At 72.6% G+C, this 21,412-nt stretch carries 19 protein-coding genes and 5 pseudogenes; 14 read left to right on the top strand and 10 right to left on the bottom strand.

What is annotated here, in order from left to right; translation table 11 throughout:
- Position 1: 1 nt before the first annotated feature.
- The 3 genes and pseudogenes from DK389_RS20705 to DK389_RS20695 all read left to right on the top strand — a co-directional run bounded on the left by DK389_RS20705 (position 2) and on the right by DK389_RS20695 (position 2,125).
- Positions 2–592: a DUF447 domain-containing protein gene (locus DK389_RS20705; RefSeq protein WP_109892390.1), complete on the top strand. Its 591-nt coding sequence runs from the start codon at positions 2–4 to the stop codon at positions 590–592.
- A gap of 32 nt (positions 593–624) precedes the next feature.
- Positions 625–1,155 carry an SRPBCC family protein gene (locus tag DK389_RS20700; protein ID WP_109892388.1) on the top strand — a complete coding sequence of 177 codons (531 nt, stop codon included), beginning with the start codon at positions 625–627 and terminating at the stop codon, positions 1,153–1,155.
- Positions 1,156–1,190: 35 nt separating this feature from the next.
- Positions 1,191–2,125: pseudogene (locus DK389_RS20695) on the top strand (YVTN family beta-propeller repeat protein).
- A gap of 314 nt (positions 2,126–2,439) precedes the next feature.
- On the opposite strand, the gene DK389_RS20690 reads toward DK389_RS20695, so the two are convergent.
- The 3 genes and pseudogenes from DK389_RS20690 to DK389_RS20680 all read right to left on the bottom strand — a co-directional run bounded on the left by DK389_RS20690 (position 2,440) and on the right by DK389_RS20680 (position 4,286).
- Positions 2,440–2,886 (bottom strand): tautomerase family protein, encoded by a 447-nt coding sequence (locus DK389_RS20690; RefSeq protein WP_109892386.1) that lies wholly within the window; start codon positions 2,884–2,886, stop codon positions 2,440–2,442.
- A gap of 106 nt (positions 2,887–2,992) precedes the next feature.
- The gene (locus DK389_RS20685) at positions 2,993–3,193 is read right to left on the bottom strand and encodes a hypothetical protein (protein ID WP_109892384.1); all 201 of its coding nucleotides are present in this window, start codon (positions 3,191–3,193) and stop codon (positions 2,993–2,995) included.
- A 37-nt stretch (positions 3,194–3,230) separates the two neighbouring features.
- Positions 3,231–4,286: pseudogene (locus DK389_RS20680) on the bottom strand (hydantoinase/oxoprolinase family protein).
- A 33-nt stretch (positions 4,287–4,319) separates the two neighbouring features.
- Between DK389_RS20680 and DK389_RS20675 the strand changes: the two are divergent.
- Complete coding sequence (locus tag DK389_RS20675; protein WP_109892382.1) at positions 4,320–5,021, top strand: HisA/HisF-related TIM barrel protein; 702 nt, start codon at positions 4,320–4,322, stop codon at positions 5,019–5,021.
- A gap of 147 nt (positions 5,022–5,168) precedes the next feature.
- On the opposite strand, the gene fae is transcribed toward DK389_RS20675, so the two are convergent.
- The 6 genes and pseudogenes from fae to DK389_RS20645 all read right to left on the bottom strand — a co-directional run bounded on the left by fae (position 5,169) and on the right by DK389_RS20645 (position 10,875).
- Positions 5,169–5,681, bottom strand: coding sequence for a 5,6,7,8-tetrahydromethanopterin hydro-lyase (gene fae / locus DK389_RS20670; protein WP_109892380.1), 513 nt, complete (start codon positions 5,679–5,681; stop codon positions 5,169–5,171).
- 228 nt (positions 5,682–5,909) lie between these two features.
- The gene (locus tag DK389_RS20665; protein WP_109892378.1) at positions 5,910–6,752 is read right to left on the bottom strand and encodes a triphosphoribosyl-dephospho-CoA synthase; all 843 of its coding nucleotides are present in this window, start codon (positions 6,750–6,752) and stop codon (positions 5,910–5,912) included.
- 1 nt (position 6,753) lies between these two features.
- On the bottom strand, positions 6,754–7,677 hold the full coding sequence (locus DK389_RS20660) for an ATP-grasp domain-containing protein (RefSeq protein ID WP_109892376.1): 924 nt from the start codon (positions 7,675–7,677) through the stop codon (positions 6,754–6,756).
- 169 nt (positions 7,678–7,846) lie between these two features.
- Complete coding sequence (gene mch, locus DK389_RS20655; protein WP_109892374.1) at positions 7,847–8,821, bottom strand: methenyltetrahydromethanopterin cyclohydrolase; 975 nt, start codon at positions 8,819–8,821, stop codon at positions 7,847–7,849.
- Positions 8,766–9,958, bottom strand: a pseudogene (locus DK389_RS20650) (ATP-grasp domain-containing protein). The gene mch and the pseudogene DK389_RS20650 overlap by 56 nt, the downstream one beginning before the upstream one ends.
- Before the next feature lie 23 nt (positions 9,959–9,981).
- Positions 9,982–10,875: an NAD(P)-dependent methylenetetrahydromethanopterin dehydrogenase gene (locus tag DK389_RS20645; protein ID WP_109892372.1), complete on the bottom strand. Its 894-nt coding sequence runs from the start codon at positions 10,873–10,875 to the stop codon at positions 9,982–9,984.
- Positions 10,876–11,149: 274 nt separating this feature from the next.
- Here DK389_RS20645 and DK389_RS33480 point away from each other — a divergent pair, with 274 nt between their 5' ends.
- Positions 11,150–11,287, top strand: coding sequence for a hypothetical protein (locus DK389_RS33480; protein ID WP_194075095.1), 138 nt, complete (start codon positions 11,150–11,152; stop codon positions 11,285–11,287).
- Between the two features lie 191 nt (positions 11,288–11,478).
- Here DK389_RS33480 and DK389_RS20640 read toward each other — a convergent pair whose 3' ends face one another.
- Entirely contained in the window at positions 11,479–12,441 is a 963-nt protein-coding gene (locus tag DK389_RS20640; RefSeq protein ID WP_194075247.1) for a beta-ribofuranosylaminobenzene 5'-phosphate synthase family protein, read from the bottom strand.
- A 352-nt stretch (positions 12,442–12,793) separates the two neighbouring features.
- Here DK389_RS20640 and DK389_RS20635 point away from each other — a divergent pair, with 352 nt between their 5' ends.
- From DK389_RS20635 to pqqB, 9 genes and pseudogenes are all read left to right on the top strand, one after another.
- Complete coding sequence (locus tag DK389_RS20635; protein ID WP_109892368.1) at positions 12,794–13,867, top strand: molybdopterin-binding domain-containing protein; 1,074 nt, start codon at positions 12,794–12,796, stop codon at positions 13,865–13,867.
- Positions 13,867–15,509: pseudogene (locus DK389_RS20630) on the top strand (formylmethanofuran dehydrogenase subunit A). The gene DK389_RS20635 and the pseudogene DK389_RS20630 overlap by 1 nt, the downstream one beginning before the upstream one ends.
- A gap of 63 nt (positions 15,510–15,572) precedes the next feature.
- Positions 15,573–16,511 carry a formylmethanofuran--tetrahydromethanopterin N-formyltransferase gene (fhcD, locus tag DK389_RS20625; RefSeq protein WP_109892366.1) on the top strand — a complete coding sequence of 313 codons (939 nt, stop codon included), beginning with the start codon at positions 15,573–15,575 and terminating at the stop codon, positions 16,509–16,511.
- A pseudogene (locus DK389_RS20620) lies at positions 16,508–17,301 on the top strand (formylmethanofuran dehydrogenase subunit C). Before fhcD ends, DK389_RS20620 begins: the two are co-directional and overlap by 4 nt.
- A gap of 130 nt (positions 17,302–17,431) precedes the next feature.
- Entirely contained in the window at positions 17,432–17,638 is a 207-nt protein-coding gene (locus tag DK389_RS20615) for a hypothetical protein (protein ID WP_109892364.1), read from the top strand.
- A gap of 154 nt (positions 17,639–17,792) precedes the next feature.
- The gene (locus DK389_RS20610; RefSeq protein ID WP_109892362.1) at positions 17,793–19,409 is read left to right on the top strand and encodes a sensor histidine kinase; all 1,617 of its coding nucleotides are present in this window, start codon (positions 17,793–17,795) and stop codon (positions 19,407–19,409) included.
- Positions 19,406–20,110 (top strand): response regulator transcription factor, encoded by a 705-nt coding sequence (locus DK389_RS20605; protein WP_109892360.1) that lies wholly within the window; start codon positions 19,406–19,408, stop codon positions 20,108–20,110. The genes DK389_RS20610 and DK389_RS20605 overlap by 4 nt, the downstream gene beginning before the upstream one ends.
- 179 nt (positions 20,111–20,289) lie before the next feature.
- Positions 20,290–20,379: a pyrroloquinoline quinone precursor peptide PqqA gene (gene pqqA / locus DK389_RS20600; protein ID WP_109896664.1), complete on the top strand. Its 90-nt coding sequence runs from the start codon at positions 20,290–20,292 to the stop codon at positions 20,377–20,379.
- A 45-nt stretch (positions 20,380–20,424) separates the two neighbouring features.
- Positions 20,425–21,324 carry a pyrroloquinoline quinone biosynthesis protein PqqB gene (gene pqqB / locus DK389_RS20595; RefSeq protein WP_109892358.1) on the top strand — a complete coding sequence of 300 codons (900 nt, stop codon included), beginning with the start codon at positions 20,425–20,427 and terminating at the stop codon, positions 21,322–21,324.
- Positions 21,325–21,412 lie beyond the last annotated feature (88 nt).

Raw genomic sequence — 21,412 nt, 5'->3', positions numbered from 1 at the left:
CATGCCCTTGATCCTCGAGACCATCGTGACGACGCTCTCGCCCGCGGGCGAATTGCACCTCGTGCCCTTCGGGCTGATCGAGGACGGCGAGGACCTCATCCTCGCGCCCTTCCGGCCCTCGCCGACGATTCTCAACCTCGACGCGAGCCCGGTCTTCGCGGCCTCCGCCCCGCGGGACGTGCGCGTCATCGCGGGCTGCGTCACGGGGCGGCGCGACTGGCCGGTCGTTCCCTGCGCGAAGATCCGCGGGATGCGGCTCGCGGAATGCTTCGCCCATGCCGAGTTCGAGGTGGTCTCGGTCGAGGACGACGCGACGCGCCCGCGCTACCGGGGGCGCGCCGTGCATCGGGAGAGTCATGCCCCCTTCCTCGGCTTCAACCGCGCCCAGAGCGCGGTGCTGGAGGCCGCCATCCTCTCGACGCGCCTCCACATGCTGGAGCCGGAGAAGATCCTCTCCGAGATGCGCTATCTCGCCATCGCGATATCCAAGACAGCCGGGCCCCGCGAGCGCGAGGCCTGGGGCTGGATCGAGGACAAGGTCTCGGCTGCCCTCGGCACGGACCGAATCCTCGCAAACCCCGACGCCGCCTGAGAAAAGCGGCGCGTGAAGGAGACAGGGACCCCATGAAGATGCTGGCACTCGCGACGGCGGCGGCGCTCGCCGTCGTGTCGTTCTCCGCCGAGGCCCACGGGCCGACCCGCCGGAAGATCTCGGAGAGCGTCGAGATCAACGCGCCCGCCGACAAGGTCTGGGCGGTCGTCGGCAATTTCCAGGACATGAGCTGGCTGCCGCCGGTCGAGAAGACGGAAGGCACGGGCGGCAACGACGCCAAGGCCACCCGCACGCTGACGCTCAAGGGCGGGGCCACGGTGGTGGAGGAGCTGTCCAAGTACTCCGCCGAGAAGAAGAGCTACTCGTACCGGATCGACAAGGTCGACGTGAAGACCCTGCCGGTGAACGACTATTCCTCGACGATCGAGGTCGAGGACGCGGGCGGCAAGTCGAAGGTCACCTGGAAGGGCGCCTTCTACCGCGGCTACATGAACAACGATCCGCCGCCCGAGCTGAACGACGAGAACTCCGAGAAGGCCGTGCGCGGCCTCTACCGCACGGGCCTCGACGCCCTGAAGGCCAAGGTCGAGAAGGGCTCGTAGCCGGCGTGCGAAGCCTCGCCGAGGCGGGAGGCCGGCTGCGCGCCGGTCTCTCGGGCCTCACACTCCTCGCCGCGCTCCCGGCCGCTGCCGCCGAGGCGGTGGTGACGGTGCAGGGCGCGAATGCCGTCGAGATCCTGGATCTCGACGCGGCCAAGGTCGCGGCGCGCATCCCCGTGCCCGGCTCGCCCGCGGGCATCGCCCTCTCGCCCGACCGGAAGACCGCCTACGTCACGCGGCCGGACGGGCCGGGCCTCGCCATCCTCGACCTCGACGCCCGCAGGGTCACCGGCACGGTGCCGCTGCCCGGCGGCCCCCTCGGCATCGCCTGCAACCCGCGCTCGGGTATCGTCTACGTCGCCGACTGGTACGGCAAACGCCTCTTCGTGCTGGTGCCGCGGGAGGGGACCCTGGTGCCGGACGGCGAGATCGCGGTCGGCGCCTCGCCGTCGGGCATCGCGGTCACGCCGGACGGCGCCACGCTGCTCGTAGCGAACCGGGAGGCCGACACGGTCTCGGTGGTCGATGCCGCGAGCCGGCGCGAGACCAAGGTCGTCCCGGTGGGCCGCCACCCGTTCGGCCTCACCCTCGATCCGGAGGCCAGGCGTGCCTACGCGGCCAACGTCCTCTCGGACGACGTCTCGGTGATCGACCTCGCTTCGGCGCGCGAGATCGCCCGGGTGAAGACGGGCGAGCGCCCCTACGTCGTGGCGCTCGCCGGGGACGCGGCTTCGTCACCGACCAGTACACGGCGAGCGTCACGGTGTTCGACCTCGCCACCCTCAAGCCCGTGACGGCGATCGACGTCGGCGACCATCCCGAAGGCATCGCGGCCACCCGCGACGGCAGCCGGCTCTACGTGGCGAACTGGGGCGCCAACACGGTCAGCGTGATCGACGCGCTGACGCTCGGCGTGACGAAGGAGATCGAGGTCGGCGACGGGCCGAGGGCGTTCGGGGACTTTCTGCGGTAGCGGTTCGTCCGCCCGGGCTGAGCGGGAGCCCACCTCTCCCGTCCGGGAGAGATCGCGCCCGCCGCAGGCGGACCGGGTGAGGGGTGCGAGGTCTCCGGAGAGGTCGCATCCCTCACCCTGTCCCTCTCCCGAACGGGAGAGGGGACCCGCGCCATGCTCCGAAGCACGAGCCGGGAGGCCCCCCTCCCGTTCGGGAGAGGGCGTGCGTCGTGTCTCCGGCGTATGCGTGAGCGCCCAGCCCCCGATGCGGGCGTGCGAGACGTCCCGACCGCTCGCTCCTGTGGGGCGCGGTTCGCCGTGCGGCCGTGCTTCGCTCAGACCGCCACGCCGGCACGCTGGAAGTCACCGATCTTCTCGGGCGAGAAGCCCTGCCGCCACGCGGCCTCCCGCCCGGGCTCCGGCAGGATGCGGCCGAACTCGATCATCTGCTCGGCGACGATGTCCTGGACGTAGACCCAGACGTCCTCGTGCCCGATTCCGGCCGCCGTCCCGACGCGCGTGCAGAGCGCCTCGATCAGGCCGCGCTTCTGCTCGGCCGTGCGCCCCGCCCTGATGAGCCCGTGGACGAAGACGTGCGGGACGTCGTTCGGTCGTCCGCCGATGAAGTGCGTTCCCGGGCCAGCGGCCTCGAAGAACACCTGCGCGAAGTAGCCCGGCGCGCCCGTGTTGCCGCCGTGGGCTTCGGTGATCGCGGTCGCGATCCGCTGCCGTTGCGCCTCGGACAGGACCAGATTGGCCGTCCTGACGATGTAGGTCGGCATGGCTCAGCTCTCCTCCTCGACGGACGGTGAGTGGAGCACGCCGCCCTGCCGCTCCGCAACGGACCGGCGGCGGTGGGCACCGGGATGTCGGGCCGCCCCTCCGGCCCTACGCCGCCTCCGGCGGTCCGCCGGGCGCGTCCTCCGTGGGCGAGTTGAGGATGTCCTCCAATTCGTCCACCAGCATGTCGATCTGCTCCTGCGTGGCCAGCACCTTCAGGGTCTCGCCGGTCGCGGTGGCGATGGCGAGCTCGATGCCATCGCCGGAACGGGTCGCCAGGATGCGGGCAAGTCTCTGCGTCGGGCGCATGCGGGTCTCCGGAATCGGGTGAGGGAAACGTTTCAGGTCACGGAAGGTCCGCGGCGCCGATGAGGGCGACCGCGACGGCGGGACCGCAGGTCGAGGCCCATTCGGGGCTTCCCGCGATGCGCTCGGCCACGAGGTCGGTGAAGGCGCGGCAGGGACGCCCGAGGCGGAGCGCCAGCCGCTCGGCCAGGAACGCGCCCGCGCCGCAGGCGACGAGGGGCGCGTCGGACGCGAGGTCGGGGCGCGACAGCAGGGTCGCGGCGGCGTCGTGGAGGAGGCGCAATTGCGCCTCCGCGAAATGCGCCGCGAGCGCCCGCCACTCGGCGGCCGTGCCCTCCCCCGGTCTCGGCCGATGGTGCGGGCGAGCCGGGTCTCGCTCTCGGGAATCGACTTGCCCTTGAGGTCGGCGCTGTGCTGCTGGTCCGCGCCCTCGGGCAGCTCGCCGGTGAGCCGGTAGAGGTCGGCCGTGTTGGCGAAGGTCTCGGCCATCAGGCGGGTGCGGCGCCCGCGCCAGGGCGCGTCGGGGCCGAGCGCCACGAGGTGACTGCGCACGACGCCCGTGTAGACGAGTTCCCCGGTCTCCAGGCGCTCGGCGTCGCTGTAGCCCGACGCGGCCGGGCGGCCCGCGACCACCGGGATCAGGTCCGCCGTGGTCGAGCCGATATCGACGAGGAGACCCTCGGCGAGGTGGCGCCCGACCAGGGCTGCGGTGGCGTGCCAGTTGGCCGAGGCGATGTCGGCCGCGCAGGACTCCGCCGCCTCCGGCGCCACGAAGCCGCCGCGGCCGGCGTAGATCGCGACGCGTCCGGGCAGGTTCGCCCGCGCCCAGCCCGAGAGCTGCGCGACGCCGTCCGTGCGGTCGCTGAAGCAATCCGTCAGCTCGCCCGTCATCGTGACCGCGTGGCGGGCGTTCCCGCGGCCCAGTCCGGCAGATCCGCGAGGGTCTTGTCGAGGGCCGGCAGGCCCCGCCAGAGAGGGCACGGCGCCTGCACCACCGCCCGCACCCGGCCCCCCGAGACGAGGGCCGCCTTGACATGGACCCCCCGAGATCCCAGCCGATCGTGGGCTCGGCGTCTGGCGCGGCGTCTCGGGTCAAGCGTTCGGTTCCCGGCAAGAGAGGGAGGTGGGCATGGGGACGTCCTTCTCGGTCATCCCGGTGATCGACCTGCGCCACGGCCGCGTGGTGCGGGCGCGCAGGGGCGAGCGCCACTCCTATGCCCCGATCGAGACGCCCTTGGCAAAGGGATCCGAGCCGGGGCCGATCGCGGCGGCGCTGGCCGGCGCGGTCGACGCGCGGATCCTCTACCTCGCCGACCTCGACGCCATCATGGATGGCGCCCCGCCTAACCTCGCCGCCGTCGCCGCGGTAGCCCGCGCCTGTCCCGGCGTCGCCCTCTGGCTCGACGCGGGCTTCGCGGAGGCCGGAGCCGTCGAGTCCGTGATCGCCTCCGGCCTCGCCCGCCCCGTCCTCGGCAGCGAGAGCCAGCGGGACCCGGACCTCGTGCGGGCCTGCGGGGCGCGCGCCATCCTCTCGCTGGATCGCAGCGGGGCGGAGCGCCTCGACCCGGCGGGGCTGCACGCGCGGCCCGGGATCTGGCCGGACGACGTGATCGTGATGAGCCTCGACCGGGTCGGCGCCGGGCTCGGCCCGGATCTCGACGGGCTCGCGGCGGCGCGGGCGCTGGCGCCGCGGGCAAGGCTCTACGCGGCGGGCGGGGTGCGGGGCGCGGGCGATCTCGCCGCCCTGCGCGCGGCCGGCGCGGCGGGCGCCCTCGTGGCCTCCGCGATCCACGACGGGCGGATCGGGGCGGCCGATCTCGGCGAAGGCTGACGGCAAGAAAAGCGGCAAGAAAAAAGGTGGGACGGCGTGTGCCGTCCCACCTGAAGGGCCTTAGCGGCCGAGGAAGATGGAAGCCAGTCGCTGGAGCAGGCCCCGCGGTGCGGGCGGAGGCGCGCTCTGCCCAGGACTGTCCCCGATCTACGCGTTGGCGGCGAAGGGGTGCTGAGCGGAGTTGCGCTGCTCGGTGACGACGGACGCCTTCGGCTCGCCGTTGACGGCGCGCTGGATCGACAGCTTCGTCGCCTCGTAGTTGTACTTCTGGATCTTGGCGTCGTCGGCCGCTTCCCAGTGGATGAACACGCCGACCAGGATGTAGAGGTCGTCGGCCTCGTCGGCCGGGATGATGCCCTCGGCAACCGCGTCCTGGACGGCCTTGGCGACGCCGTGCTGGGCGGGGCCGAACATCTGGACGGCCTGGCGGGCGTCGTTGATGGTGACCTTGTTGAACATCAGCGTGTTCGGCTTGCACGGCAGGTTCGGCGCGATCACCGCGAGCAGGCTGGTGAAGCCGTGCTTGTTGTTCACGAGGCCGTTGCAGAAGGCCGTCTCGGCCGGCGAGCCGCGCGGTCCGATGATGAGATCGATGTGGGCGACCTCGTTGCCGTCACCGACGAGAGCCTCGCCGACCTGCACCTTGTTGATCTTTGCCATTCGGGGTCTCTCCCTGCTAATCGAAAGACACGGCCGCCCCGGAATCAGGCACGGCCGACGGCCATCCTTGTTTGCGACGTTCGGCAAGGGGCCGAACCGGTTAGCCCGGATAGCGGCGCGGACCCTACAGCGGGGCCCTCCCCGTAACAACCCTGCTCCCCGCCCCGGAATCGGTAAATTATCGCGGGCTCCCCCCGCACTGCGCGCAGGGCTCCGGCGCGGGCCCGGCTAAGGTCTGACGAGCCCCGCGCCAGCCTCCGTCAGGGCCGCGTGGAACAGGGTGGCGACGGTGAGATCGGCGCTCGTGCCGGGGTTGAGCCCGGCCTCCTTCATCGCCCGGTCGTGGGCGAGGAGCGCCGCCGCCGCCCCCTCCCCGAGGACGAGATCGGCGAGCGCCGCCTGCGCCTCGGCCCTGGCCGCCTCCGCGCGCGCCGCCCCGTGCTTGCGGGCGATGTGGCTGTCCGGCAGCCGCGTCAGATAAGCGAGGTGCACGGCGGTCGTGGTCCAGGGCGGTGCGAGGCCGGCTGCGCGGGCGCGGGTGAGGGCCTCGAGGCCGATCGCGCGAAGCTCCGCGTAGTCGGTGACGTAGGCCCGGGCGATGGCGTCGCGATCGGCCGCCTCCGCCATCGCCTCCCGCAGCGGCGGGACCGGGTCCGACGCCGTCACGTCGTGACGGGCCGCCGCCCCGAGGCCGCCGGGATTGGCCCGGCGGATCGCGGCGAAGACCCCCTCCGCATCCGCCTCGTCGAGCCCGGCGAGCACGGCGGGGAGCGTCGCGCCCCGCTCGGCCGCGACGGCGAGCGGAGCGCAGAGGAGCAGGATGCCGAGGTTGGTGTTCTGCCCGACGGCCCGCATGGTCGCGTCCATCGCGCCCGCGACCCGGGCGCCGACCCCCGCCCCCGCCGCCGCGAGATGGGGCGCCGAGACCTCGGCGCTCGCGACGAAATCGGCGACCTCCATCCGGTGGCCGGCTCCGTGGACGTGGACGTTGCCGGGCTTGATCGCGTCGAGCTCGGCGAGGCAGGCCGCCCGGTAGAGCGTCGCGATCAGGCCCGGCGCGAGGGCCGCCATCTCAGCCCTGCGCCGCGACGAGGGCGGGGCGCGACGCGGGCCGGGCCGCCCGCACCGCGTTGAGGAAGCCGCGGGCGACGGCACCCGCGATGTCGACCTCGGTCACCCGCTGCAGGCCGGACCAGGCCGGCATGCTGTTGACCTCCAGCACGAGGAAGCCGCCCTGCCCGTCCTCCACGAGATCGATGCCGGTGTAATCGACCCCGACCGCGGCGGCCGCGGCCTCGGCGAGCTCCGCGGCGCGGGCCGGCATCGCCCAGGCGTGCGGGCGCCCGCCCCGGTGCACGTTGGTGATCCAGCCGTCACCCTCGCGGATCATGCCGGCAATGGCGCGGCCCTCGCAGACGAAGACCCGGTAGTCCCGCCACAGCCCGTCGCTGCGCGGCACGTAGCGCTGCAGGTAGTAGACGCGGTTCACGGCGTCCTCGGGGGGCAGGTCCTCCGGCCGCTCGACGAGCTGCAGTCCCTCCCCCTGCGAGCCGAAGAGCGGCTTCAGCACGAGAGGCCGGCCGGGCCTCGCCTCGCGGGCGACGATCTCGGCCGCCGCCTCCCGCCGCGAGACGACGAAGGTGTCGGGGGTCGGCAGCCCAGCCCGGGCGACGAGGAGCGAGGTCGCCGCCTTGTCGACGGAGCGCTCGATCGCGACGGGGCTGTTCCAGACGGTGACGCCGGAGGCGACCAGGGCGTGGAGCACGCCGAGGCGCATCGTGGTGGCCTCGAAGGTGCCGCCCGCGATGGTCCGCAGGAGCACGCCGTCCGGCAGCGCGTCGGAGAATCCGGGCACGCGCAGCGGCTCGCCCCCGCCCGTCACGACGGCGACGTCGGCGAGGGAGAACAGCACGGGCTCGTGCCCGAGCGCGGTGAGCGCCGCCTTCAGGCGGCCCTTGTGCCAGGACCCGTTATCGGCCGCGAGCCCGATGCGCATGGAGGGATGGTTCCGGTGGAGGACGAAGGGTTTTTGCGAGAGGCACGCTCCCTCTCCCGTTCGGGAGAGGGTTGGGGTGAGGGGTGCGCCGTATCCGGAGAGGTCGCATCCCTCACCCGGTCGACTGATGCCGACTCGACCTCTCCCGGACGGGAGAGGTGGCCGAAGCTTACGCGAACGACGCGTCGACGAGCTCCGGCATCAGGCGACCGCCCCGGAAGCTCTTGCCGGTGTTGACCGAGGTGACGATCACCTCCGCCGGGCTGAACAGGGCGCCGTCGATCTTGTAGAAGTCCCCGTTCACCCGGGCGAAGATCTCGGCGAAGGGGGCGCCGTGGTCGTTCGAGGTGGTCGAGGGGAGCTGCTCGGCGAGCTGGCGCGCATCCGCCTCGTCGGCCTCAACGAAGAGCTGCACCCGGCCGCCGTAGATGATCGCGTCGTTGGTGCGGCCCATCGCCTGGACGAAATCGGGGTGCTGCGGCGAGAGCGGCGCCGATCCGATGCCGTCCACGATCTTGTGCAGGTCGAAGCCGACCGTGTGCGCCTTGTGCAGCGCCACTTCGAGGACGCGGGCGACGACCTGCGTCGAGCCGGCCAGCGACTGCGTCGGCGCGAAGATGAAGGTCACGTCCTCGGGGCTGAGGCCCGCGGCCTCCGCCACCTTGGCGACGACCGAGGCCGGCGGCCCGCTCGCCGCCTCGAGGACCAGGGCGGTCTTCGTGGCGGTGTCGCGGTAGCCGAGTTCCTTGTAGAGATCCTCCACGACCGCGACCGCCCGGCCCGGCCCCGAGCCGAGGGCGAAGAAGCCGGAATCGCCCGTCTCGTCGGCGAGGCTCCAGCCCGCGTACTGGCTGCCGAGGCAGGCGATGACGGGGTCGTTGGCGTGCACCACCACCGAGTAGGGCCAGGAGGAGACGGGGCCCGAGGGGCTGATCGTCACCGTGCCGAGGCCGCCGAGGCAAATCTCGGCCATGCGGCGGCCGGCCTCGATCGAGCCCCGCACGGAGGCGCCGGCATCCACCATCCGGGCGCCGCCGGGCTCCTGCGTCACCGCGAGCCGCAAGACCTCCGCGTCGGCGACGAGGCGCTCAACCAGCGGCGCCGTCAGCGCGTTGACGCTCGGATACTTCACACTCGTGCTCATCGGTTCCCTCCTGGTCGAGGAGGGCGTGCAGACGTGCCGCCCTCTCCCGCAATGCCGCCCGCGCCGCCGCCCCGTCCCGGCCCGTGGCGAGCAGGGTGCAGAGCGGCGCGTCCCGGGCCACGTCCGTACCGGCGCGGGGCCGGTCTCGGGCGTGATCGGGCCACGCGATCGGCGGCACCGGACGGTAATCCCGCGCCCCGTAACAGATCTCGGCGGCCGCCGCATCCACCGGCGGGGGGCGAGCGGCGGCAGGCGGCCCTCGGCGGCCGACACATGCGCCAGGAGCAGGCTGCCCCTGCGCCGGTCGAGGATGTCGAGGGTGGCGCCGGGGCGCGGGTTGATCTCGGTGAGCCACCAGCGCGCGCCGTCCGACAGGATGTCGGCGCTGGCCAGCCCGCGCAGGCCGGTGGCGGCGGCGAGCCGCGCGACCGCGCCCGTGATCTCTCCGACGAGGGCGGCCGGCAGCGGCAGCGCCTCCGCGGCGGCGCGCAGCACCGCCCCGCCGTATCGGTGAGGCCGCAGGAGCGTAAGCGCGCTCCACTGCTCGGTGAGCCCCACCACGGCGATATCGCGCCCGTCCGCGAGCACGGAGAGGCCGAAGGCCCGGCCCGGCACGCGGGCCTGGAAATAGGTGCCGGCCGGGGCGCGACCCCGCGTCGCCGGGCGGATGTGGCCGCCCCCCGAGCCGCCCGCCCGCTTCAGGAGCCAGCCGGCCGGATCGTCGAGGGCGTCCCGCGTCACCGCCGGGTGCGGGATGGAGAGCCGCCGGCAGAGGGCGGCGAAGCCGAGCGGTTCCTTGAGGGCCGCCACGGTCTCCGGGCCTGCCCCGATCAGCCGGTGGCGCCGGGCGATCTCCGCCATCAGGTCCGGCGCGCCCTCGAGGCCCGAGCCGAGCACCAATCCGAGGCAGCGCGGCCCGGCGCGCTCCGCCAGGGCGTCGAGGGCGCCGAGCAGCGCACCGCCGCCGAGGCGCCCGGTGCCGAAGCGGCCGGGGAGCGGCCGGTAATCCTCCGCGCGCTCGAGAGTGTCGGCATCACCGAACAGGTCGGCGACGAAGGGGCGAAGGCCCGCCCGCCGCGCGCTCTCGGCGAGCGCCCGCCCCGACTGGGCGGCGACGAGGATCGCCTCCCCGGCCACCGACGTGCCAGCCCGCTCCCGCGTCAGCCCGCGATCTCGACGGCGAGCGTGTAGGCGTCGCGGAAATCGAGGCAGAGGGGCTCGGAGGAATCGAGCATCCGGCGGAACAGCCGGCACTGGGTCTGGTACTTCACGTTGCCGACGGCCAGCGCCCCGATGCCGAGCCCCTTGCCGGTCGGCAGGGCGACATCGACGGCGTTGACGTCGATGCCGGCGATGCCCGCGGGCGGCACGGCATTGACGTCCGAGGCGACCAAGAGCTTCGGGGCGGATTCGAGATCCTCCGCCGACAGGATCGGGATGCCGGCGGGGCCGGCCGAGAGGATCACCTCGGCGTCATGGATCGCGGCACGGCGCGCCTCGACCGTCGAGCCGTCGACGGCGCCGACCTCGATGCCGAAGCGCCATTTCATCGTGAAGGCGATCTTCGAGACGCGCTCTTCGCCGTCGTGGCCCACGAGCACGGCCCTGGCGCCTTCGAGCGCGCCGATCACCGCCGCCACGTAGGCGACGACGCCGGCGCCCCCGAAGATCACGATGCGCTTGCCCTTGAGGTCGGTGCCGAACTTCGAGCGCAGCGCCCGGGCGACCTCGGCCACCATGGCGGCGCCGGTGGTGAAGGATCCGGCCGGGTCCGCGAAGACGTGGTTGGCGAAGGGCGGCACGAACGCCTTCTTCGCCCGGTCCACCATGTCGAGGGCGTCCTCGGCGTTCTTGCCGCCGATGAAGATGCCGGTCCGGGTGCCGTCCTGCGGTGCGCGGGAGAAGATCGAGTCCTGCGTCAGGGACACGACGTCGGCAAGGTCGACGCCGGTGTAGGTGACGATGGTCTCGAAGCCGGCATCGACGGCCATGTTCACGTCGAAGGGACTCATGTGCTTGAGGGGCGTGAGCATGTGCAGGATCGAGCGCGCCATGTTCGGTCTTCTCCTCCGCGATCGGCCGCCGCCTGACGCGCCGTGCCTCGCGACAGGTCAAAAGCCCTCCGGCAGGGCCGGGTCAAGCGCCTTGGCCCCGGAAATCGTGCGCGGAGGGCCGGCACCGGTCGATCGGCGGGCCGGGATGTTCCGGCAAGTGCCCTTTTGAAATATTCAAATTCCGTCGACTGATTTTCATGGGCGTTGCAAGAATGCACTATCTGGATGACGTCGTCTCGATAGGTTTGCCCACGGTCCAATTCTGGAGACGACCGTGACGACCTTTGCTCCCACCACGAAGCAGATCATCCTCGGCGCCATCGCCGCCGCCCTGGCGCTGGCCGCGACGGCCTGCGCGCCGAAGCCGCCGCCCGCCCCGGTCGAGCCCGCCCCGATCATCAAGAAGGGCTGACCGGCCCGGATCCACCTGTCCCGTCCGGGAAAGGTCGAGTCCGCGGGACGCGGACCGTGTGGGGCGTGCGGCCTTTCCGGAAGTCTCGCACCCCTCACCCCGACCCTCTCCCGAACGGGAGAGGGAGCCCGGTGCCGCTCTCAGGCCGCGTCCACGCTCAGGCCGCGTCCACGCTCAGGCCGCGTCCACGCTCAGGCCGCGTCCACGCTCGCGCCCGTGTTGCGGCCGCGCGCGATCACGAAGCGCAGGGGCCCCGGCCGCTCCAGGGACGCGACCAGGGCACGGGCCTCCGCCTCGGACGGCAGCAGCGCGAAGCCGGTCGGCCCCCAGGAACTCTGCCCGAAGCCCGCCACGCCCCGATCCGCGATGGAGGCGAGGGCCTCGGCGACGGCCGGGCTGGCGTAGCGCCCGCCCTGGTGGGGCGCGAAATGATCGCCGATCCGGCGCTGGATCGCGGTGATGCCCGCCCCGAAGGCGTCCGCATCCGCCACCACGGCGGCGGGCATGACCTGCATCAGAACGATGCGGCAGATCTCGGCGGCCTCGGCCTCGGGGAAGCGCGGCAGGTCGCGGAACGCCTCGATCTCGCGCTTGCCGTGCACGCCCGTCATGCCCGCGTCGAGGATCAGCACGACGCGCCACGCCTCCGGATAGGGCAGCCGCGCGATCACCGGCGGCGGGCTGCCGCCCGCGTCGCGCCCGCCGTCCACGATGAGGCCGCCCTCGGTGAAGGCGGCGAGACCGACGCCCGAGCGGTTGCCGCGGTCGAGGGCGTCGGCGAAATCCTGCGGGGCGAAGGGACGGCCGTGGAGCCGGGCGAGCGCGGCCGCCACGGCGAGGGCGAGCTGCGTGCCCGAGCCGAAGCCCGCATGGGCCGGGATCGCTTCCGTGACACGGAAGGCGCCGGCCTCCGGCACGCCGAGATGCCCGGCCGCGGCGCGGGCATAGGCGAGCAGGCGCTCCGCCTCCGGCCCCTCCGCCGTCAGGCCCTCGGCCGCCGCCGCGACGAGCTCCACCGCGGGCGCGTCGACGGCGAGGCCGATACTGCCGAAGCGCCGGCCGAGGCCGCCGTGGAGATCCAGGAAGCCGAAATGCAGGCGGGCCGGGGCGCGCACGCGCACCGACGCAGCCTCGGCCGGGCCGCTGTCGCCGATCTCGTCCTGCCTTGCATCAAGCGGCCGGTCCGGGGGTGCCGTCACCTCAGATCCTCTCCCGTCCGGGCGCCGCCCCGCCGCATCGTCCCAAATTCGCCCGGACTTTCTAGCGGAGCGCCCGTGCGGGGCAACCTCCGATCCCCAGGGTCCGATCCGCGACGCTCGATCCACACGGTGCGTCCCGCAGGCCCGCGGAAATCCGGCGGCGGCTCTTGCTTGCCGGCTTTGACCGATGCAAACGTGCGGCCCCGTGCATCGGCCGACGAGGACCCCGGGTCCCGACCGGTCGCGCGAGGCCGCTCAGGCCTCAGCCGACCCCGCGGTGCTCCAATTCGAATGCGAGGGAGGTCGGATGGCTGCCTGGGTGAAGGGGAGCGCGACGGATGCGGGGAGCGCCATCGGGGCCGCCGCCGCGCTTCTCGCCGCGTCACGTGCTCCGGTCGTGGCCGGCCTGTCGGCGGACCTCGCGGCGATCCGAGCGGCCTATCATCTGGCCGCCGCCGCCGGCGCCTCGGTCGACACGGCGGGCGCCGCTGGCACCTATGCCGAACTCGGCTCGCTCAGCCGCACGGGCGCCATGACGACGACGCCGGCCGAGGCCGTGGGCCGGGCCGACGTCGTCCTCGTCGTCGGCGAGGCGCCCTGGCAGAGCCCGGTCCTGAAGGCGATCGCCGCCGCCGGCCCGAGCCGCGGCCGGACGGCTGGTGCCGAGCGCAGCCTCCTCGCCCTCGGCGGCCGGGGGAACGCGGCGACGCGGACCTACGCGGCGGAGGCCGGCGGCCTCGCGGTCTCGATCGCCGAGCTGCGCGCCTTCGCCAAGGGCCATCTGGCCGGCGAGGCGCCCTATACCGATCTCGCCAAGCGTCTCTACGCGGCGCAGTTCGGCGTCGCCCTCTACGACCCGGCCGAAATCGGCGAGATGGGCGTCGAGATGCTCCAGGGCCTCGTCAAGGAGATCAACGAATCGACGCGCTTCTTCGCGCTCGCCCTGTCGGACGCGCCGGGCCAGGACCGGGCCGTCGTGCAGCTCTCGGCCTGGACGACGGGGCAGGCGCCCCGCGTCGGCTTCGGGCGGGGTCAGCCCGAGCACGATCCCTGGCGCTTCGACGCCGCCCGCCAGGTCGCCTCGGGCGAGGCCGACGCCGCCCTCTGGCTCGGCGCCCTGCCCGCGCCGCTCCCGGACTGGCTCGGCAGCCTGCCCGCGATCGCCCTCGTCGGCGAGGGCAGCCCCGAGGCCGCGGCGGGCACGGCCGAGATCGTCATCGCGGTCGGCGTGCCCGGCGAGAGCGCGGACGGCGTGCTCTGGAACGAGGACCGCGCCGCCCTGACGTACTTTGCGGCCAAGGATGCCGCCGCGGGCGCGCCGAGCGCCGCCGACGTGCTCGGCCGCATCCGCGACCGCCTCACCGAACAGAAGGGCGCCTGATGCTGATCCGGATCACAGGTGGACGGGTCGTCGATCCGACGGCCGGCCGCGACGCCGTCGGCGACGTCTGGATCGAGGACGGCCGCGTCGTGGCCCCGTCCGAGCGCGCGCCCGACCGCACGTTCGACGCGGCGGGCTGCGTCGTGATGGCGGGCGGCGTCGAGGTCCATTCGCACATCGCGGGCGGCAACGTCGTGCTCTCGCGCCTCCTCATGCCCGATCTCTACGTGAGCGAGGCGGCCCCCGAGGGCCATCCCTTCGCGCATGCGGGCGGCTCGGCCGCCTGGATCGGCGCGAACTACGCGCGAATGGGCTACACCACCGCCGTCGAGCCGGCGATGCCGCCGGTCAACGCGCTGGCGACCCAGCTCGAACTCGCCGACATCCCGCTCCTCGACCGGGGCGCGCTCTGCGTGATGGGCAACGACGACCACCTGCTCCAGCTCCTGCGCGACCGCGAGGGGAAGGCGGCCGTGCGCGACCTCGTGGCGCTCAACACCGCGACCTCGCGGGCGCTCGGGGTGAAGTGCATCAACGCGGGCGGCGCCTCCGCCTTCAAGGACGGGGCGCTCAAGCTCAGCCTCGACGACGAGATCCCGACCTACGGGCTCTCGACCCGCAAGATCATGAGTTCGCTCCTCGACGCGGTCGAGGAAATCGGCGTGCCGCACCCCCTGCACGTCCATTGCAACAATCTCGGGCTTCCCTGCGCCGACGACTCCTTCGTGGCGACGCTGGAGGCGGCAGAGGGGCGGCGCATCCACTTCGCCCACGCCCAGTTCTACGCCTACGGCGTGGTCGACCCCGAGAACCCGATGACGGGCGGCTTCCGCTCGGCGGCCGAGCGCCTGACGCGGGCGATGGAGGCCCACCCGAACGCGACCTTCGACGTCGGCCAGGTGGTGTTCGGGCAGACCGTGACGATCTCCCTCGACATCCTGCGCCAGTTCGCCGGCCGCAAGGGCGCCAACCCGAAGAAGTGGATCCTCAACGCGGGCGACGCGGAGGGCGGCGGCGTGGTGCCCTTCCTCTACCGGCCGCGGGGCCCGACAAGCTCGCTCCAATGGGCGATCGGCCTGGAGCTGATGCTGCTCTCGGGGATCCGGAGCGCACCATCCTGACCACCGATCACCCGAATGGCGGCCCCTTCACCGAGTACCCGCGCATCATCCATCTCCTGATGGACAAGGAGGAGCGGGACCGCGAGATCGCGACCCTGCCGAAGGTGGTGGGCGAGCGTTCCTCGCTGCCCGGGATCGAGCGCGAGTACACGCTCTCCGAGATCGCGCAGCTCACCCGCTCCGGGCCCGCCAAGCTGCTGGGCCTCGCCGACCGCGGGCACCTGCGCGAGGGCGCGCGCGCCGACGTCGCGATCTACCGCGACGACCGCGACCGCACGGCGATGTTCGCGCGGGCGAAGCTCGTGCTCAAGGACGGCGTGCCGATCGTCGAGGACGGCGAGATCGTCGATTGGCGCGCCGGGCGCACCCTCGAACTCACGGTCGAGTCCGACAAGGCGATGGAGCGGCGCACTGACGCCTACCTGCAGGACCGCTACGGCCAGGGGCTCGACAGCTTCGCCGTGCCGGACGCGGCCTTCCCCGTCGCGGACGTCTTCGAGGAGGTGGCATGCCGCGCCTGACATCCACCCCTGCCCGCCCCGCCCGCGCGGTCGCACCCCGCATGACCGGATCGAAGTCTGACGATGGCTGACCTCTCCCTCAACGGCATCCCGGTGGAGGACACCTTCGCCGAGGCGTTCGACGTGGCCGGCACCGCGATCGTCGTCACCAACGACACGCCCAAATGGGCGATGATCGCCGCCACCGTGATGACGGGCTTCGCCACCTCGGTGATCGGCTGCGGCGCCGAGGCCGGCATCGACGCCGAGCTCTCCCCCGAGGAGACCCCGGACGGGCGCCCGGGCGTGCGCATCCTGCTGTTCGGCTTCGAACCGAACGGGCTCAAGGAGCAGCTCCTCAAGCGCGTCGGCCAGTGCATCCTCACCTGCCCCGGAACCGCCTGCTACGCGGGGGTCGAGGGGCCGACCAAGATCAAGCTCGGCGGCGCGATCCGCTATTTCGGCGACGGCTTCGCGGTGGCCAAGCGCCTCACCGACGCGCAGGGCAAGGTGCGCCGGTTCTGGCGCATCCCCGTCATGGACGGCGAGTTCCTGTGCGAGGATTCGACCCGCGCGGTCGACGGCGCGGTCGGCGGCGGCAACCTCCTGTTCCTCGGCCGCAAGCACGCGGACACGCTGAAGGTCGCCGAGATCGCGGTGGAGGCGGCCAGGTCCGTGCCGGGCGCGATCCTGCCCTTCCCCGGCGGTGTCGTGCGCTCCGGCTCGAAGGTCGGCGGCCGCACCAAGGGCATGATGGCCTCGACCAACGACGCCTACTGCCCGACGCTGAAAGGTCGGGCCGGCTCGGCGCTGCCGCCCGAATGCGGCGTGGTGCTGGAGATCGTGATCGACGCCCTCACCTCGCAGGGGGTCGCCGAGTCGATGCGGGCGGCGCTCCACGCGGCGACCGAGGTGGGCGCGAGCCACGGGCTCGTGGCGGTCACGGCCGGCAATTACGGCGGCAATCTCGGGCGCCACCATTACCACCTCCGGGACCTCCTCACGAAACCGGGTGCAGCATGAGCGTCCTGACCTTGCGCGAGGCCCCGCCCGAGCGCCTCGACTTCCGCAATATCACCCCGCTCGCCCTCGCGAAGCTGTCCGAGATCGAGGTGGCCAAGCTGCCCGTCGGCACCAGCCGCCGGGGTCTCAGCCTCGGCGACTGCTTCTCGGTGACGCTCGACGGCTCCGACACGCTCACGATCGAGGGCGGCTCGGAGCGGCTCGACCGGGTCGGCGCCGCCCTCTCCGCGGGCACGATCCGGGTCGCGGGCGATGTCGGCCAGCGCCTCGGCGAGGGCATGGCGGGCGGGAGCCTCCTCGTCTCGGGCAATGCCGGCCCCTTCGCGGGCAGCGGCGCCACGGGCGGCACGATCACGATCGAGGGCGATGCCGGCGACCACGCAGGCGGCGCGGTCTACGCGGCCAAGGCCGGCCTCGACGGGGCGACCCTGGTCATCAAGGGCCGGGCCGGCGACGGTCTCGGCGACCGGATGCGGCGCGGCCTCCTCGTCGCGGGCGAGGCGGGGGCGCATGCCGGCGCGCGCATGATCGCGGGCACGATCGCGGCGCTCGCCGTCGGCGATCATCCGGGCTTCGGCATGCGCCGCGGCACGCTGCTGGTCGGAAGCCACGGCGCGATGAGCCCGACCTTCGTCGAGACGGGCAGCCACGACCTCGTCTTCCTGCGCCTCCTCGCGCGCTCCCTGCGGGGGTGAGCCCGGCCCATGCCGACCTCGCGGCCGGCACGCTGAAGCGCTACTCGGGCGACCTCGCGACGCTCGGCAAGGGCGAGATCTGGGCGGCTTCGTAGGCGCTGTCGCCATGCCGCTGGGGCTGGCCGGCACGCCCGGCCGCCTCATGTATGGGCGGCAGAACCTGAGCCGGCTTCGCGGGAAGTGCGGGACCATCGGGTTCCCTCTGCCCACGACGAGGCCCGGCCCATGATGATCCTGCTCTCGATCTGTCTGCTGGCGCAGCCGACCACCTGCCGCGAGGACAAGATCGACCTGTCCTACGAGGCGTCGAACCCGTTCATCTGCCTGCGCAACTCGCAGAGCGCCCTGGCGACCTGGCAGGCGGCCCACCCGGAGTGGCACGTCGAGCGCTGGCGCTGCGCGGCCCGCGGCAGCCAGCCGAAGGATCTGTGAGACGTTCTCGAATCCAGCGCATGTCGTCGCGCGAGCATCGCTCGCCGCCTCCTTCTCCACCCTCATGTACCACCCCCTTGGCCTCGCACGGCGTCGGTGACACTCTCCGGCCGCGCCGCCGGCCACGAGGCCCGGGCGGCGGGGTACGGGGTCGATGCGCTCGCTCAAGGTCCGTTTCGCGCTGCTGCTCGGCAGCTCCGCGCTGCTCGTCGTCCTCGCGGCGGCCGGGGCGCTCTGGTCGATCGCCGCTACCGAGAGCACACTCGACCGGACGCTCGCCGCCCAGCACCGGCTCGAACTCCTCGCGGAGCTGTCCGGCCGGCTGACCCAGTTCGGCCTCGCCGCCCTTGAGACGGTGGGCGGCTCCGAGGCGCAGCCGGAAGCCTTCTCGATCGCCCGCACCAACGTCGACAGGGCCCTGACCGCCGTCGACGAGGCGCTCGCCGCCACGATCGTCGCCACCAGCGACCCGCTCGACCGGACGCAATACGCGGCCCGCACCCGGCCGATGTCGCAGATCCGCGCCGCCCGCGTCATCCTCGACCGGCAGGTCTCCCAGATCGAGCGGCAGCTCGATCCGGAGGCGCGCAAGAACGGCATCAAGGGCGCCCTCAACGGCTTCGGCGCCATGACGGGCCAGCCCCTCTCCTTCCTGATCGAGGCCGAGCGGCGCACCATGGTGCTCGGCTCCGAGCAGGCCCGCGCGCTGTCGCAGCGCCTGCGCCTCGCCGCCGGGGCGGCCGTGCTCGTCGCCTTCGGAATCGTGTTCGTGCTCTACCGCTCGGTCACGCGTCCGACGCTCGCGCGCATCGCCGCGATCCGGAAGGCCGCCGGCGCTGTGGGCGGGGGCGAGCTCGACACCCGGCTCTCCGTGGCGACCCGCGACGAGCTCGGCCTGCTGGTCGCCAACTTCAACCGCATGGCCGCCCGCCTGTCCCGCCGCGAGGGGCGCCTCGCGGCCGACCGGGCGGCGCTCGAGGACACGGTCGAGGCCCGCACCGCGGACCTGCGCGCCGCGAACGCGCGGCTGGAGGCGGTCGACCGGTCCCGCCGCCGCTTCTTCGCCGATGTCAGCCACGAGTTGCGCACGCCGCTCACCGTGATCCTCGGCGAGTGCGACCTCGCCGCCCGGCAGGCGGGGCGCAGCGTCGATTTCGGGCCGGTCTTCGCCACCATCCGCAAGCGGGCCCAGCGCCTGAAGCTGCGGGTGGAGGATCTGCTGCGGGTTGCCCGCTCCGAATCGGGCCAGATCGAGCTGGATCGCCGGGCCGTCAGCGCCGTCTCGATCCTCGCCGAGGCCGTGGACAACGCGACCTCCGAGGCCGCCCGCCGCCGCGTCGCTCTCGATCTGGAGCCCGGCGCGCGGGACTGCGAGGTGCTGGCCGACCGCGAATGGCTGCGGCAGGTGGTCGAGAGCCTGATCGACAACGCCCTGCGTCACGCCGCCGGCGCGACCCGGGTCGCGGTCGCCCTGCGCGCCGAGGTGGCCGCGCCCGGCGCAGCCACCATCACGATCAGCGACGACGGGCCGGGCTTCGGCGCGTCGGAGGCCGAGCTGTTCGAGCGCTTCCGGCGGGGCGACCGTCCGGCCGAGACGGGCTTCGGCATCGGCTTGGCACTGGCGCGCTGGGTGATTGAGCACCATGATGGGACGATCCGCCTCGGGCGGGGCGAGGGTGGACGGGGCGCGCGGGTGACGCTGACCCTGCCTTCCCTCGACCTCGCCGATCTCGAGAATCAGGGGCGGGACACACGGGAGAGCGCCGCATGACGCGGGTACTGATCGTCGAGGATGACAGCGACATCCGCGCCATGCTGGCCCGCGGCCTGGAGGCCGAGGGTTTCTCCGTCGGAATGGCAGGATGTGTCGGCGACGCCCTGACCGCCGCCCGGGACGACGCGCCGGAGGCGGTCGTCCTCGACATCACCCTGCCGGACGGCTCCGGCCACGACGTCTGCCGTTCCCTGCGCGAGGGCGGATATCCGGGCCCGATCCTGTTCCTCAGCGCCCGGGACGAGGTGCGCGACCGCGCCGAGGGGCTGGCGCTCGGTGCCGATGACTACATCGTGAAGCCGTTCGTCTTCGACGAGCTGGTGGCGCGGCTGCGCACCCACCTCCTGCGCCGCAAGGAATCGGATGAGCCGCGCACCATCGTCACGGCCGGCAAGCTCACCCTGGATCTCAACACGAGGCAGATGAATTTCGGGGATGCGTCAGCACGCCTCACGCCGCGCGAGGCGGAGCTTCTCGCCATGCTGATGGACCAGGCGAACAAGCCGGTCTCGCGCGGCGACATCTTCGACAAGCTCTGGGCGAGCCAGGGCGGGCTCTCGCTGAATGTCGTCGATGTCTACGTGGGTTACCTCCGCTCGAAGATGGCCGATTTCGTGCGGTTCGGCGGCCCGATCCTCGTCACCGTGCGGGGCCGCGGCTTCATGCTCGACCTCCGCGGGCAAGACTACCGACATTGAGCCTCGCGGCCTCGCGGCAGCGCATTTCTGGGAGCATCTGGCAATTTAGCGCTTGAAGAGTCGGCCGGAATTGCCGATATAGCTCGCGCAGCAGAAATCACTGCGCCGTCAGTATCTTAGGATCCTCTTAAGGAGGTTTGCCGATGCGACTGGCGATCGAGAAAATCTGGAGAAACACCATGAAGTGGGCAGCCCCCGTCGTTTCCGAGATCTGCGTCGGCATGGAAGTCACGAGCTACGAGTCGGCCGAGATCGACACCTTCCACTAAGGTGGTTCGCCGGACCGAGGGTCGCAGGCTGCGTGAGAGCTTTCCATGCGTGTCGTGATCCTCGGTTCGGCTGCCGGTGGCGGGCTTCCGCAGTGGAATTGCCGCTGCCCGATCTGCACGCTCGCGCGAAGCGAGCCGGAGCGCGTCAGGCCGCGCACCCAGTCGAGCATCGCGGTCTCTCCGGACGGCGATAACTGGCTCCTGGTGAACGCCTCGCCGGACATCCGGCAGCAACTCTTTGACAATCCCGTGCTGCACCCGCGCGAGGGCCTGCGCCACTCGCCGATCCGCGCCGTCCTGCTTACGAACGGCGACGTCGATCACGTGGCCGGCCTGCTGACCCTGCGCGAGGGCCAGCCTTTCACCCTCTATGGCACGCAGGGCATCCTCGGCTCGGTCAACGACAACCGCGTCTTCGACGTGATGGCGGCCGAAACCGTCGCGCGCAGGGCGATCTCCCTCGACGAGACCTTCGAGCCCGTGCCGGGCCTCTCCGTCACCCTCTTCGCCGTGCCCGGCAAGGTGCCGCTCTGGCTGGAGGACGAGAGCCTTCAGATCGGGGCCGAGACCGAGACCACGGTCGGCGCCATGATCGAGGCGGGGGGCCGGCGCCTCGCCTACATCCCGGGTTGCGCCCGCGTCACCGAGGCGCTGAAGGCGCGCATCTCGGGCGTCGACGCGCTCCTGTTCGACGGCACCGTGCTGCACGACGACGACATGATCCGGGCCGGCGTCGGCACCAAGACGGGCTGGCGGATGGGCCACGTGCCGATGCGGGGCGAGAACGGCTCGGTCGAGGCGCTCGCCGACGTGAGCATCGGCCGGCGCCTGTTCGTGCACATCAACAACACCAACCCGGTCCTGGTCGAGGGCTCGCCCGAGCGCGCAGACGTCGAATCCGCCGGCTGGACGGTGGGCCATGACGGGCTGTCCCTGACGCTCTGACCGCCTCCGGCCCGGGGCCGGATTGGAAGTTTAGTGCATCGGGTTTATATTGGACGCGATATAATCGCGCGGATGAGGCGGTGGCTCA

The sequence above is a fragment of the Methylobacterium durans genome, assembly GCF_003173715.1.
GTDB lineage: Bacteria > Pseudomonadota > Alphaproteobacteria > Rhizobiales > Beijerinckiaceae > Methylobacterium > Methylobacterium durans.
The sequence above is the reverse complement of the archived record's forward strand: the minus strand, read 5'-3'. Positions and strand labels throughout refer to the sequence as shown.